This is a genomic window from Streptomyces sp. 13-12-16 (genome assembly GCF_002114215.1).
In the GTDB taxonomy this organism is placed as follows: Bacteria; Actinomycetota; Actinomycetes; order Streptomycetales; family Streptomycetaceae; genus Streptomyces.
In genome coordinates, this window is sequence record NZ_NCTE01000192.1 from 1 (window position 1) to 13,440 (window position 13,440).

A 13,440-nucleotide genomic window follows, 5' to 3' on the forward strand; every position below is an offset into this window, starting at 1 on the left:
CCCGGATCGCCGTCGGCGTGTGCGGCGCCGTCGCGACCCTGCTGGTGGCCGCCGCCGCGGCCGAGGCGGTGCGCCGCGGCCGGATCCTGCGCGAGGCGCGGGCCGAGCACGACCGTCACCGTGCGTACCTGGAGTCCAGGATCGCCGCCCACGACACGGAGACGGACCACTTCATCAACCAGGTCACCCCCGCGGCCCTGAACCACCTGCACAGCGGCAACGACCCCGACGAGGTGCTGCGCGCCCTGCCCCGGCTCAACCCGGCCTGGCGGGACCTGCCGGAGTACCAGCTCCGGATGCTGCGGACGATGCTCAAGATCATCGACGACGAGGAGAACCTGCGCGACTCCGCCCAGCGCTCCTTCGTCAGCATCGCCCGCCGCGTCCAGGCGATCGTCCACCAGCAGGCCAAGGAACTCCGAGAGATGGAGGAGGACCACGGCCGCAACCCCGAGGTCTTCGACGACCTGCTGCGCATCGACCACGGCACCGCGCTGATCGGCCGCCTCGCCGACTCCATCTCCGTCCTCGGCGGCGGCCGTCCCGGACGCCAGTGGCCCAAGCCCGTCGCGCTCTACAGCGTGCTGCGCGGCGCCATGTCCCGCATCCTCGAGTACCGCCGCATCGACCTGAAGTCGATCGCCAAGATCAACATCAAGGGCATCTACGTCGAGCCGGTCATCCACGCCGCCGCCGAGATCCTCGACAACGCCACCCGCTACTCGCCGCCGACCTCCAAGGTGAGCGTCACCGCCACCGAGGTGCAGACCGGCGTCGCCATCGAGATCGAGGACGCCGGCGTCAGCCTCGACGAGCAGGCCCGCGCCCGCATCGAGGGCATCCTCGAACAGGCCCAGAAGGGCACCGACCTCCAGGAGATCGGGGAGAACCCGCGCCTCGGCCTCGCCGTCGTCGGCCGCCTCTGCACCGCCTTCAACATGCAGGTCTCGCTGCGCGCCTCCGCCTACGGCGGCGTCCGCGCCGTCCTCGTCGTACCCAGCGAGATGATCACCGACGAGCCCGGCGTGGGCCTGGCCCACGGCATCGGGGCGACCTCCGTGCCCCGCCCGGTCGACGCCCTGCCGGGCCCGGAGCGCACCCCCAAGAAGCGCCGCCCCACCAGCCCCCGCATCCCCGCCACCGTCTCCATGGAGGACGACGTCCCCGAGGTCACCGAGTGGACCGCGGGCGGACTGCCGCAGCGCCGCAGCCGGGTGAAGACCCCGCTGGCCCAGCGGTACGCCGAGCAGGCGGCCGCCGAACGGGCCGAGCGGGAGGCCAGGGAACGGGGCGAGGAGTACCACGACATCTGGGCCAGGCCCGAGCCCGAGAAGAAGCAGGACGACCGCGAACCCGGGCTGTGGGTCGACGCCTTCTGGGAGGGCATGCGCAAGGGCCTCGACCCGGGCGTCCCCACCACCGACTTCACCCGGAACCCGACCGCCTACCTGCATCTCATCAACGAACCGGCCCGCACCGAGGCCGATGACGAGGGGGACCTCAAGTGATCCAGCAACGAGCCAACTTCGACTGGATGCTCAAGGAGCTCGCCGACGGCGTACCCGGCGTCGAGATGATCGTGGTGCTCTCCGCCGACGGCCTGCGCATCGCCCGCTACGGCGGCGAGCCGGACGCCGCCGACCGGGTCGCCGCGGCCTGTGCGGGCGTACAGAGCCTCGCCGGGGCCGTCGCCCAGGAACTCCCGTACGGCAACGGCGAGATGAAGATGGTGCTCATCGAGATCAACGAGGGCTACTTCTACCTGATGGCGGCCGGCGCCAACGCCTACCTCGCGGTGCTCTCCGACATGACCTGCGAACCGGGCCGCATGGGCGGCATGATGCGCGACCTCGTCGTCCGCATCGGCGCCCATCTGACCAGTCCGCCCCGACGGAACGGGCAGACCGTATGACTCCTCCGCAACGCCAGAGGCGCTTCCCCCAGGACGGCCCCCCTCCGCAGCCGGCCGCACCGGCCGGGAAGGAGGGCGAGGGCGGCAACCCGGAGCGGCTGTACGTCGTCACCGGACCGGACGGCGAACGCGCCGACCTCGATCTCGTCACGCTGATCGTGGCCGGCTCCCCGGACCCCCCGCCCTCCGCCGGTCCCGAGCAGGCGGCGCTGCTCCGGCTCTGTGCCGCCCCCCTGTCCGTGGCCGAACTGTCGGCCTATCTCAACCTGCCGTTCAGCGCGGTGACCGCGCTGCTCACCGAGATGCTGGCGGCGGAACTGGTCCAGGCGCGCTTCCCGATCGTCCGCAAGGCGCTGCCCGACCGTTCCCTTCTCGAAGCGGTGATGCATGGACTTCAAAGGCTCTGAGACCATCCCGGGCCCCCGCGCCGAGGACCAGTTGCCGCACACGGCACAGGCCGCGGTGAAGATCGTGATCGTGGGCGGATTCGGGGTCGGCAAGACGACCATGGTCGGCTCGGTCAGCGAGATCAAACCGCTGACCACCGAGGAGACCATGACGCAGGCCGGCGTCGGGGTCGACGACAACTTCGGTTCCGCGTCCAAGACGGCCACCACGGTCGCCATGGACTTCGGCCGCATCAAGATCACGGAACAGCTGGTGCTGTACCTGTTCGGCACCCCCGGCCAGGAGCGCTTCTGGTTCCTGTGGAACGGGCTGTTCGAGGGGGCGCTCGGCGCGGTCGTGCTGGTCGACACCCGCCGCCTCGAGGTCAGCTTCGACGTCATGGGGCGGCTGGAGGAACGCGGCGTGCCGTTCGTCGTCGCGGTCAACTCCTTCCCGGACGCCCCGCGTTACCCCGTCGCGGACCTGCGGTCCGCCCTCGACCTGTCCGAGCAGATCCCGATCATGGAGTGCGACGTGCGGCGCCGTGCCTCCAGCCGTGACGTGCTGATGACCCTGATGCGGTTCCTGCACTCGCTCGCCATGACGGGCTCGCTCACCTGACCCCCGGGATCCCTCTCCCGCACCGGACCCCGCTTTCCCCCTCGGAGCGACCACTGTGACGCCTGAACCCACCTCCCTGACGGGAGACTCCCCGACCGGGACGGACGCCCCCCGGCCCGGCCCGCCCCCCGGCTGCCCCGCGCACGGCAAGGGCCCCGGCGGGCTGAGCCGGCTGCACGAGTCGGAGGACCTGAAGAAGCTGTACGAGGAACTGCGGGCCGAACACGGTCCGGTGGCACCCGTGCTGATCCACGACGACGTGCCGATGTGGGTGGTCCTCGGCCACGCGGAGAGCCAGCAACTGGTGCGCACCCCCGCGCAGTACTGCAAGGACAGCCGCATCTGGTCCGCGCTCGGGGACGGACTGGTCAAGCCCGACCATCCGCTGATGCCGCACATCGCCTGGCAGCCGATGTGCGCCCACGCCGAGGGAGACGAGCACCGGCGGCTGCGCGGCGCCATCGACGCCGCCGTGGCGGCCACCGACTTCCGCGGTCTGCGCCGGCACGTCAACCGCAGCGTGCAGCGCGTCGTCAACCGGTTCTGCGAGGCGGGCGAGGCCGAGCTGGTCGGTCAGTACGCCGAGCACCTGCCGATGGCCGTGATGTGCCACGTCCTCGGCATGCCCGACGAGTACGACGACCGGATGGTCGAGGCCGCCCGCGACATGATCAGGGGCACCGAGACCGCGATCGCCAGCAACGCCTACGTCATGGAGGCCCTGGAACGCCTCACGGCCCGCAGCCGGGCCCATCCGCTGGACGACTTCACCGGCCACCTCGTCAGGCACCCCGCCGGACTGACCGACGAGGAGGTCGCCCAGCACCTCCGAGTGGTGCTCATCGCCGCCTACGAGGCCACCGCCAACCTCCTCGCCAACGTGCTGCGCCAGGTGCTGATCGACCCGCGCTTCCGCTCCCAGCTCAACGGCGGCCAGATGACCGTGCCCCAGGCGGTGGAGCAACTGCTCTGGGACGAACCACCGTTCAGCACCATCTTCGCCTACTACGCCAAGCAGGACACGGAGCTCGGCGGGCAGCGCATCCGCAAGGGCGACGGCCTGCTCTTCGCGCCCGCGCCGGCCAACGTCGACCCCCGTGTGCGCCCCGACCCGACCGCCGACATGCAGGGCAACCGCTCGCACCTCGCCTTCGGCGGCGGCACGCACGAGTGCCCCGGCCAGGACATCGGCCGCGTGATCGCCGAAGTCGGTGTCGACGCGCTGCTCATGCGGCTGCCCGACGTCGAACTGAGCATCAGTGAGGAGCAGTTGACCTTCACCGAGTCCATCGCCTCACGGCATCTCGTGGAGCTGCCCGTCCACTTCACGCCCCGGCCGCAACAGGACGTGCTGCTGCGGCCCAGCCACGAGAACGACGCGCCCCCGCAGCAGGACTGGCGCATCGGCGTGACCCGGCCGGCGGCCACGGTGTCCCCGGTGCTGCCCGAGCCGAGCGGCGGGCCGCCCGTTCCGCAGTCCGTGCCGTCCTCCGCGCCGGTGCCGCCGCCGGTGACGGAACCCGCCCCGCCGCGGGGTGCCTGGCAGCGCTTCCTGCGCTGGTGGCGCGGTTACTGACCGGCCGCCCAGTCCTCGTACGAGGACCATGCCGCGAGCATCCGGCCGCTGGTGAACCGGTGCTCCACGCCCGTCACCGGATCGGTGAACTCCAGCTTCCGCGCCAGCAGTTGCAGCGGACGCCGGAAGTCACCGGCCGGGACGGGGGCGGCCACCTCGGGGTACAGCGGATCACCGAGGATCGGCACGCCCAGGGTGTTCATGTGCACCCGTAGCTGATGGGTCTGTCCGGTGCCGGGCACCAGCCGGTACCGGCCGAGGCCGTCGGCCCGGTGGGCGGCGAGTTCGACGCGGGTCACCGCGTTCGGCTCGCCCTCGACCTCTTCGGCGGTCAGCACCCCGCGCTCCTTCACGATCCGGCTGCGTACGGTCCGGGGCAGGTCCAGTGCCGGGTCGTACGGGGCGACGGCCTCGTACTCCTTGTGCACCAGCCGGTCGCGGAACAGCGTCTGGTAGGCCCCGCGCTCCTCGGGCCGTACCGTGAACAGCACCAGGCCCGCGGTGAGCCGGTCCAGGCGGTGCGCGGCGCCCAGCTCCGGGACGCCCAGCTCACGGCGGAGCCGGGCGAGCGCGGTCTGGGTGACGTGGCTGCCGCGCGGGGTGGTGGCCAGGAAGTGGGGCTTGTCGACGACGACGATGTGCTCGTCCCGGTGGACGACCTCCAGGGGGAACGGCACCGGGACCTCGACGGGCGGCTCACGGTGGAACCACACGAACATGCCGGGTGCGTACGGGGTGTCCGCCGGTACGGACCGTCCGTCCGCCCCGACGATCAGGCCCGCGGCGAACATCCCGTCCACGACCCCGGGGCCGGCGGCCGAGAGCCGCTGCGCCAGGTGCTCCCGCACCGTGGCCCACCGTTCCCCGGCGGGCAGCCGGACCCGTACCGGGTCCACACCGTCGCGCTGCGGCAGGGGGGAGGGCGGGATCGGCCGTCTGCGTCTCACACCGGGCAAGCGTACGGGGCCGCTCAGTCGTGGTTCCCGGTCGCCCGTCTCAGCTCCGCCTCGACCTCGTGGAGCGGTCTGCCCTCGGCCCGGGCGTACTCGGTCACCGCGAGGCGGACGTCACGGGCGAGGTCGCGCCAGGCCCGCCAGGCGGTCTCCCAGGTGGTGGTCTGGCGCTCGCTCCACTTGGTCCGGGTGGGCGGGCCGTAGGCGTCCCGCAGTTGCCGGACCCGGGAGTGTGCCTCGTCCGCCGCGCGCTGCTTGGCCACGAGTTCGTCGAAGGTGTGTGCCACGCGGCCGGATCCTGGGGCAGTGCCCCGGCTTTGGCCGGCCCGCCACGCCGCCGGTCGTGGCCAGGCGAGCCACGGTTCACCTGATCGGCCCGCTGGGGTGGGTGGGTGGGTGCCTCGGCGTGGGTATGAGCCGGGGGCTGCGCAACCCGGCGCGTTATGGGGTGCCCCGCGTTGGTGCGGGCCGGGGGTGCTTGCGCGGTCCGGCGTTTGCGGGGTGCCTCCCCCGGAGGGGGTACCCCCAGCGCCCTGGGGGCACCTCCCAGGCCGTTCAGGCACTGGGGGAGACACGACTGCCCGCGGAGGGCGGTGGCGGGGGTGGCCGCTCGCGGTGGATGGCGTGTCCGCGTTCCCGGTCTCACCGAGGAACGTGATCCGCGGCAGTCCGAGGACGGACGCCCCCGGCCCGCCCACCGGCCGCAGGTGTTGCGGCAAGCCCGTCGGGCGGGGGTCAGACGGAGGTCTCCGCGCCTTCCTGCTCGGCCTCGATGCGGGCGTTCCAGTCGCGCTTGGAGGCCTGCCAGCCGTCCTCGTTGTGACCGAGGCGCCAGTAACCGGAGATCGACAGGTCCTCGCGCGGAACGCCGCGCTCGACCCGCAGCAGACGGCGCAGCTCCTTCACGAAGTGGGCCTCGCCGTGGACGAAGGCGTGCACCCGGCCCTCCGGGAAGTCGAGGCTCCGGACGGCCTCCACCAGGGCCTCGCCGACGGGCCGGGCGCCGCGGTGCAGCCAGCGGACCTCCACATCGGAGTCGATCTTCTGCTCCTCGTCGGGGCCGGAGACCTCCACGAAGGCGAACGCCCTGGCGCCGTGCGGCAGCGCCTCCAGCGAGCGGGCGATCGCGGGCAGCGCGCTCTCGTCGCCGACGAGCAGGTGCCAGTCGGCGGCCGGGTCGGGCGCGTAGGCGCCGCCGGGCCCCATGAACCGGACGACCTCGCCCGGCCGGACGTTCGCCGCCCAGGGGCCGGCCAGGCCCTCGTCGCCGTGGACCACGAAGTCCAGGGTCAGCTCACGGTGCTCGGCGTCCCACTGGCGCACCGTGTACGTCCGGGTCACCGGCCACTGCTCGCGCGGGAACTCCGCACGGATGCGCTGGAGGTCGAAGGGCTCCGGATACGTCGCACCCACGGCCGGGAACAGCAGCTTGACGTAGTGATCGGTGCAGGTGTCCGCCGAGAAATCGGAGAGCCCCTGACCACCGAGCACCACGCGCTGCATGTGCGGGGTCAGCCGCTCGGTGCGGACGACCTCGGCGGTGTGCGGCGCGCGGGGCGCGCGTACCGGTCGCTCTGCCATGAGGAGCCTCCCAGCTGTCACAGTTAGGGTTACCTAAGTTAGCACCTCGGTCCCGGTCGACGCCCCGTCGGCGGACATTCCGCCCGGTTCAGCGATGTGTGCGGCTCACGCAGAGAGGGTCGTCAGCAGGCGCTGCAGCGAGCCGCCCAGACCCCAGCGGGCGGCCAGGGACTCCACCCCGGCCGGGTCGCGCGGCCCGTGCGGCAGCGTCGTGTCGACGTCCGGGAGCGGGACGTCGTCCGCGACCCGGACGACCTTGGGGGCGACCGCGAGATACGGCCGCGCCTCGTCCAGACGCCTGCGCTGCGACGGCGTGAGCTTGGCCCGCGGGTCGTCCACGGCCGCCAGGATCCCGGCCAGGTCGCCGAACTCGGCCAGCAGCTTGGCCGCCGTCTTCTCCCCGATGCCCGGCACGCCCGGCAGACCGTCGCTCGGATCACCGCGCAGCAGCGCCAGATCCGCGTACCCCCTGCCGTCCACCCCATACTTCTCGCGCAGCACGGCCCCGTCGGTCACCTGGAGCGTGCCGACGCCCTTCAGCGGATACAGCACGCGCACCCCGCGCGCGTCGTCCACCAGCTGGTAGAGGTCGCGGTCACCGGTGACGATGTCGACCGGTCCGCCGGCGCGGCCGGTGAACGTGCCGATCACGTCGTCCGCCTCGTACCCCGCGACCCCCACCCGCGCGATGCCCACCGCGTCGAGCACGCTCTCGATGACCGGCACCTGCGGGGACAGCGTGTCGGGCACCTCCTCCTCGTCCGGGCCCGTCGGGCGCTCCTCGGCGACGCGGTGGGCCTTGTAGGAGGGGATCAGCTCCACCCGCCACTTCGGACGCCAGTCGGCGTCCATGCAGGCGACCAGGTGGTCGGGGCGGTGGTCCTTGACCAGGCGGTCGATGAAGTCGAGCAGTCCGCGCACGGCGTTCACCGGGGTGCCGTCCGGGGCCCTGACGGACTCCGGGACGCCGAAGTAGGCGCGGAAGTACAGGGAAGCGGTGTCTAGGAGCATGAGTCGTCCGGTCACGGACCGCATCATGCCGTACACCGCTGACAGCGCGGGTGCGTCGGTGTGGGCCGGGGTGGTCCCCGCAGTCCGGCGCTCGCGGGCGCCTTCCCCGGAGGGGGCGCCCGCGCCCACCCGTGCCGCCCGGCGACACGACCGCCCACGGTTGCGTATGACGCAACAAGTTGCTTCCTGCGCCATGTGTGTGAGGCGTCACACGAAGACGTTTGCCCTGTGCAAAACCGGGGAGGCGCGGCCCCGGAGCGATGCCGGTTACAGATTCAACTGTTGTGGACCGCGTGAGCCGTCCGCCGGGCATCGCTTCTGCCATTTGCCGTCGAGACAAGAGGTACGCGTGTCATCCAGGCTTGAGGCCGAGCATCTGTTCAAGGTGTTCGGCAGACGACCGGACCAGGCGGTCGAACGACTGCGCCAGAAGAAGACCGACCGGGAGGAGCTGCGCGCCGACGGCACCACCGCCGCCGTCATCGACGCCTCGTTCACGGTGGAGCCGGGCGAGATCTTCGTCGTCATGGGCCTGTCGGGGTCCGGCAAGTCCACCCTGCTGCGCATGCTGAACGGCCTGCTGGAGCCCACCGCCGGACATGTGCGCTTCGGCGGCCAGGACCTGACCGCGCTGCCCGACCGGGAGCTGCGCCGGGTCCGCTCCCAGAAGATCAGCATGGTCTTCCAGCACTTCGCGCTGTTCCCGCACCGCAGCGTCCGCGACAACGCCGCCTACGGTCTTGAAGTGCAGGGCGTGCCCCGCGCCGAGCGCGAACGCCGCGCCGACGAGGCGCTCGCCCTGTGCGGCCTGGCCGGCTGGGAGAAGTCGTGGCCGGACGAGCTGTCGGGCGGCATGCAGCAGCGCGTGGGTCTCGCCCGCGCGCTCGCCACCGACGCCGACCTGCTGCTGATGGACGAGTCCTTCAGCGCCCTCGACCCGCTGATCCGCCGCGACATGCAGGACCAGCTCCTCGAACTGCAGAAGACCCTGAAGAAGACGATCGTCTTCATCACCCACGACCTCAACGAGGCCATGCGCCTGGGTGACCGGATCGCGGTGATGCGCGACGGCCGCATCGTGCAGATCGGCACCGCGCAGGACATCCTGATCCGCCCCGCCAACGACTACGTCGCCTCCTTCACCCAGGACGTCGACCGCTCCCGCGTGCTCACCGCCGGCGCCGTGATGGACCGCGAGGTCCGCGGCGACGAGGCCGACTGCGGCTGCGAGACCGCGACGCCCGGCACGCCGTTCACCGACCTGTGCGCGATCAGCGCCCGCGTACCGCACCCGGTGGCGGTGCTGGACGGGGAGGGCGCACTCGTCGGGGTCGTGCCCCGGCAGCGCCTCGTCGGTTTCCTCGGCGACGAGGAGTCCGACCCCGGGGTCTGCGACACCCCGCGCGACAAGGGCGGCGAGAAGGTGATGGCCCGTGCCTAGGATTCCGCTCGGCGACTGGGTCAACAGCGCCGTCGACTGGCTGCTCGACAACGTCAGCTGGCTGTTCGACTTCTTCAAGGCCGTCTTCACCGGCGCCTACGACGGTGTCAACGCCGTCCTCCAGGCCCCCGAACCGCTGATCCTCTGCGGCATCCTCGCGGTCATCGCCTTCTGGCTGCGCGGCACCTTCGCCGGTGTCCTCACCTTCCTCGGTTTCGCCTTCCTCGACTCCATGGAGCTGTGGGAGGACTCGATGGTGACGCTGGCGCTGGTCATCGTCGCCACGGTGATCGCGCTGGTCGTATCGGTGCCGGTGGGCATCTGGGCGGCCCGCTCGGACCGGGTCAGCGCCGTGGTCCGGCCGGTCCTGGACTTCATGCAGACGCTGCCCGCGATGATCTACCTCATCCCGGCGATCCTGTTCTTCGGGACCGGCTCCGCCCCGGGCATCGTCGCCACCCTGATCTTCGCGCTCGCCCCGGGCGTGCGCATGACCGAGCTGGGCATCCGCCAGGTCGACAAGGAGCTGGTCGAGGCGGCCGAGGCGTTCGGCACCACCCCCCGCAACACCCTGCTGCGCGTGCAGCTGCCGCTGGCGCTGCCCACGGTGATGGCGGGCGTCAACCAGGTCATCATGCTCGGCCTGTCCATGGCCGCGATCGCCGGCATGGTCGGCACCGGCGGACTCGGCGGCGCGGTCATCGAGGCCATCGGGCAGCTCAACATCGGTCTCGGCGCCGAGTCCGGCATCGCCATCGTCATCCTGGCGATCTACCTGGACCGCATGACCAGCGCCCTGGGCACCCAGGTCTCCCCGCTCGGCCGCCGCGCCGCCGCCAAGGCACGCTCCGCGCAGGGCTTGAAGATCTGGTCCTACCGGCCCCGCCCGCAGGTCGCCGTGATCGGTGTCGTCGTCCTCGCCCTGGTCGCGGGCGGCATGGGGATCTTCGGCGGCAGCGGCTCCAGGACCGCCACCACCGCCGACGGCGAGAAGGTCGGCGACGGCAAGAAGATCACCATCGGTTACATCCCCTGGGACGAGGGCGTCGCCTCCACCTTCCTGTGGAAGGAGATCCTGGAGCAGCGCGGTTTCGAGGTCGAGGCCAAGCAGTTCGAGGCCGGCCCGCTCTACACCGCCCTCGCGCAGGGCAACATCGACTTCCAGACGGACGCCTGGCTGCCCACCACCCACGAGGCGTACTGGAAGAAGTACGGCGAGCAGCTCGACGACCTCGGCTCCTGGTACGGCGAGACGTCGCTGGAGCTGACCGTCCCGTCGTACATGGAGGACGTCGACAGCCTGGAGGACCTCAAGGGCAAGGCCGGCCTCTTCGACGGGGAGATCACCGGCATCGAGTCCAGCGCCGGCATGATGGGCCTGCTGAAGAGCAAGGTCCTCGAGGAGTACGGCCTGGACGAGGAGTACAAGGTCGTCGACAGCTCCACCCCGGCGATGCTGGCCGAGCTCAAGCGGGCCTACAGCAAGAAGGAACCGGTCGTCGTCACGCTCTGGTCGCCGCACTGGGCGTACAGCGACTACGACCTGAAGAAGCTGAAGGACCCCAAGGGAAGCTGGGGCAAGGGCGACGGCGTGCACACGGTGTCGCGCAAGGGCTTCGCCGGCGACAACCCGCTCGTCGGGAAGTGGCTGAAGGACTTCTCGATGACCGAGAAGGAACTCACCGGCCTGGAAGCCGAGATCAACAAGGCCGGCAAGGGCAGGCAGCAGGACGCCGTCCGCACCTGGCTGAAGGCCAACCCCGGCGTGGTCGACAAGCTGGCCCCGGTCGAGTCCGGCTCCGGCGGCACCCCCGCCGAGGCGAAGCGGCCGCTGGACGTGGCCTGGTTCCCCTGGGACGAGGACATCGCCGTCACCTACCTGTGGAAGAACGTCCTGGAGCGGCGCGGCTACGAGCTGAACCTCAAGCAGATGGAGGTCGGCCCGGTCTACACCGGCCTCGCCTCCGGTGACCTCGACCTCAACTTCGACGCCTGGCTGCCGTACGCGCAGAAGAACTACTGGGACAAGAGCAAGGACGACCTCACCGACCTGGGCACCTGGTACGAGCCCACCTCGCTGGAGATCGCCGTCCCCTCGTACGTCAAGGACGTCGAGTCCCTGGAGGACCTCAAGGGCAAGGCCGACCTGTTCGACGGGCGGATCATCGGCATCGAGCCCGGCACCGGCGAGATGCAGCTGCTCAAGAACGAGGTCATGCCGGGCTACGGCCTGGAGGACGAGTACGAGGTCGTCGACGGCTCCACCCCGGCGATGCTGGCCGAGCTCAAGCGAGCCCTCGCCAAGAAGGAGCCGGTCGCGGTCACCCTGTGGTCGCCGCACTGGGCCTACAGCGAGTACGAGCTGACCAAGCTGAAGGACCCCAGGAAGGCCTTCGGTGAGGGCAACACGATCCGCACCATCGCGAGCAAGAAGTTCCCCGAGCAGTACCCCGAGCTCACGAAGTGGATCAAGGGCTGGCACATGAGCGAGGACGAGCTGGGCAGCCTGGAGGCCGAGATCAAGAACCGCGGCCAGGGTCACGAGGAGGAGGCCGTCGCCGCCTGGCTGGAGGAGCACCCGGACATGGTGGAGCGGATGACCCCGCGGTAGAAGGCTCCGAGGCGACCGCCGTACCGCCCGCCCCTCGGGCATGTCCGGAACCGGACGGGAACACGGTAGGAATCCGGACAACCACGCGGCGCGATGCCCTCCCCGGAGCTCCTGGTGACCTTTCGCCGGGTGAGGGGAACAATGGCGGGAACACCCCTTATCGCGCACGGGGGGAACCGAGGGGCCCACGGGGCGGCCGGCGTGAACCGGCGGGTCGGCGCCGGTCGCGTGTGACGGCGACGTGACGGGCGCCTGAAACGGTTTGCCGAACATGCGTAGGGTGCAGACAACTCACGAGAAGGAGTGCGCCGGGTCCGCGGCGCACGGGGTGCGGGACGATCGGCGGAGGAGGGAGCCGGAGCGATGGGCGACCACAAGGAACAGCCCTTGCGGGTGGGCGCGGCCGTGCGGCGACGACGCCGTGCGCTGGACCTCACCCTCGCCGTCGTGGCCGAGCGCAGCGGCCTGTCGGTCCCGTTCCTCAGCCAGATCGAGAACGAGCGGGCGCGTCCCAGCCAGAGCTCCCTGGAGAAGGTCGCCGACGCCCTGCGCACCACCGCCGTGGAGCTCCTCGCCGCCGCCGACCCGGCGTGCAGCGTGGACGTCGTCCGCGCCGAGGGCACCGAGCCGTGGACGGAACCGCGGGTGCGCTCCCTGGTGCGCGGTCATCACCAGATGCACGCCTCCGAGTTCACCGGCGACCATGACGCCGGCCGCGAACTGCAGTTCCGCAACGACCAGTTGATGTTCGTGGCGGACGGTGCGGTGGAGATCGAGGCGGAGGGCCGCGCGTACCGCCTCGGCCGCGGCGACACCCTGTACCTCACCGGAGGCGTCCGGCACCGCTGGCGGGCCACGGTCCCGGAGACACGGCTGCTGGTCGTCGCCGTCGCCGAGCACATCGAGGCGCTGCGGGACAAGCCCCGCCGATGAGTCCCGCCAGGGTCGTCTCCCTCGTCCCGTCGCTCACGGAGGCCGTGGCGCTCTCCGCCCCCGGCTCCCTGGCCGGCGCCACCGACTGGTGCACGCACCCGGCCGGGCTGGACGTCGTACGCGTCGGAGGCACGAAGAACCCGAAGGCCGACCGGATCGTCGCCCTCGCCCCCGATCTGGTGATCGCCAACGAGGAGGAGAACCGCGAGAGCGACCTGGCGGCCCTGCGCGCGGCGGGCCTCGACGTGCTGGTGACCGAGGTACGGACGCTGCCCCAGGCCTTCCACGAGCTGGACCGGGTGCTCACGGCGTGCGGGGTGCGGGCCCGCCCCCGCTGGCTGGACGAGGCCGAGGCGGCCTGGGCGGCGCCGCCGACGCCCGCGGAGCGCCGGACGGCGGTCGTGCCCGTCTGGC

At 71.5% G+C, this 13,440-nt stretch carries 13 protein-coding genes; 9 read left to right on the forward strand and 4 right to left on the reverse strand.

Going from position 1 to position 13,440, the window contains the following annotated elements:
* From B7767_RS08730 to B7767_RS08750, 5 genes are all read left to right on the forward strand, one after another.
* The coding region (locus B7767_RS08730) for an ATP-binding protein (protein ID WP_107485924.1) at positions 1-1,508 on the forward strand (1,508 nt) is incomplete at its 5' end.
* Positions 1,505-1,912 carry a roadblock/LC7 domain-containing protein gene (locus B7767_RS08735; RefSeq protein ID WP_030225334.1) on the forward strand — a complete coding sequence of 136 codons (408 nt, stop codon included), beginning with the start codon at positions 1,505-1,507 and terminating at the stop codon, positions 1,910-1,912. The genes B7767_RS08730 and B7767_RS08735, both read left to right, overlap by 4 nt.
* Positions 1,909-2,319, forward strand: coding sequence for a DUF742 domain-containing protein (locus B7767_RS08740; protein WP_085571668.1), 411 nt, complete (start codon positions 1,909-1,911; stop codon positions 2,317-2,319). Before B7767_RS08735 ends, B7767_RS08740 begins: the two co-directional genes overlap by 4 nt.
* Complete coding sequence (locus tag B7767_RS08745; RefSeq protein WP_085571669.1) at positions 2,300-2,920, forward strand: ATP/GTP-binding protein; 621 nt, start codon at positions 2,300-2,302, stop codon at positions 2,918-2,920. The genes B7767_RS08740 and B7767_RS08745 overlap by 20 nt, the downstream gene beginning before the upstream one ends.
* 55 nt (positions 2,921-2,975) lie before the next feature.
* The gene (locus tag B7767_RS08750; protein WP_085571670.1) at positions 2,976-4,496 is read left to right on the forward strand and encodes a cytochrome P450; all 1,521 of its coding nucleotides are present in this window, start codon (positions 2,976-2,978) and stop codon (positions 4,494-4,496) included.
* Here B7767_RS08750 and B7767_RS08755 read toward each other — a convergent pair.
* The 4 genes from B7767_RS08755 to B7767_RS08770 all read right to left on the reverse strand — a co-directional run bounded on the left by B7767_RS08755 (position 4,490) and on the right by B7767_RS08770 (position 8,068).
* Positions 4,490-5,443: an RluA family pseudouridine synthase gene (locus tag B7767_RS08755; RefSeq protein ID WP_085571671.1), complete on the reverse strand. Its 954-nt coding sequence runs from the start codon at positions 5,441-5,443 to the stop codon at positions 4,490-4,492. The two genes, B7767_RS08750 and B7767_RS08755, sit on opposite strands and share 7 nt — an antisense overlap.
* A gap of 23 nt (positions 5,444-5,466) precedes the next feature.
* Positions 5,467-5,736 carry a hypothetical protein gene (locus B7767_RS08760; protein ID WP_085571672.1) on the reverse strand — a complete coding sequence of 90 codons (270 nt, stop codon included), beginning with the start codon at positions 5,734-5,736 and terminating at the stop codon, positions 5,467-5,469.
* Positions 5,737-6,184: 448 nt separating this feature from the next.
* On the reverse strand, positions 6,185-7,030 hold the full coding sequence (locus tag B7767_RS08765) for a siderophore-interacting protein (protein ID WP_085571673.1): 846 nt from the start codon (positions 7,028-7,030) through the stop codon (positions 6,185-6,187).
* A 105-nt stretch (positions 7,031-7,135) separates the two neighbouring features.
* The gene (locus B7767_RS08770; protein ID WP_179167072.1) at positions 7,136-8,068 is read right to left on the reverse strand and encodes a 5'-3' exonuclease; all 933 of its coding nucleotides are present in this window, start codon (positions 8,066-8,068) and stop codon (positions 7,136-7,138) included.
* A gap of 322 nt (positions 8,069-8,390) precedes the next feature.
* On the opposite strand from B7767_RS08770, the gene B7767_RS08775 reads away from it, so the two are divergent.
* The 4 genes from B7767_RS08775 to B7767_RS08790 all read left to right on the forward strand — a co-directional run.
* The gene (locus B7767_RS08775; RefSeq protein ID WP_085571674.1) at positions 8,391-9,482 is read left to right on the forward strand and encodes a glycine betaine/L-proline ABC transporter ATP-binding protein; all 1,092 of its coding nucleotides are present in this window, start codon (positions 8,391-8,393) and stop codon (positions 9,480-9,482) included.
* Positions 9,475-12,093, forward strand: coding sequence for an ABC transporter permease/substrate binding protein (locus B7767_RS08780; RefSeq protein ID WP_085571675.1), 2,619 nt, complete (start codon positions 9,475-9,477; stop codon positions 12,091-12,093). The genes B7767_RS08775 and B7767_RS08780 overlap by 8 nt, the downstream gene beginning before the upstream one ends.
* A gap of 363 nt (positions 12,094-12,456) precedes the next feature.
* Positions 12,457-13,026: a helix-turn-helix domain-containing protein gene (locus tag B7767_RS08785; RefSeq protein WP_085571676.1), complete on the forward strand. Its 570-nt coding sequence runs from the start codon at positions 12,457-12,459 to the stop codon at positions 13,024-13,026.
* Positions 13,023-13,440: helical backbone metal receptor (locus B7767_RS08790; RefSeq protein ID WP_218775779.1), on the forward strand; the 418-nt coding region annotated here is incomplete at its 3' end. The genes B7767_RS08785 and B7767_RS08790, both read left to right, overlap by 4 nt.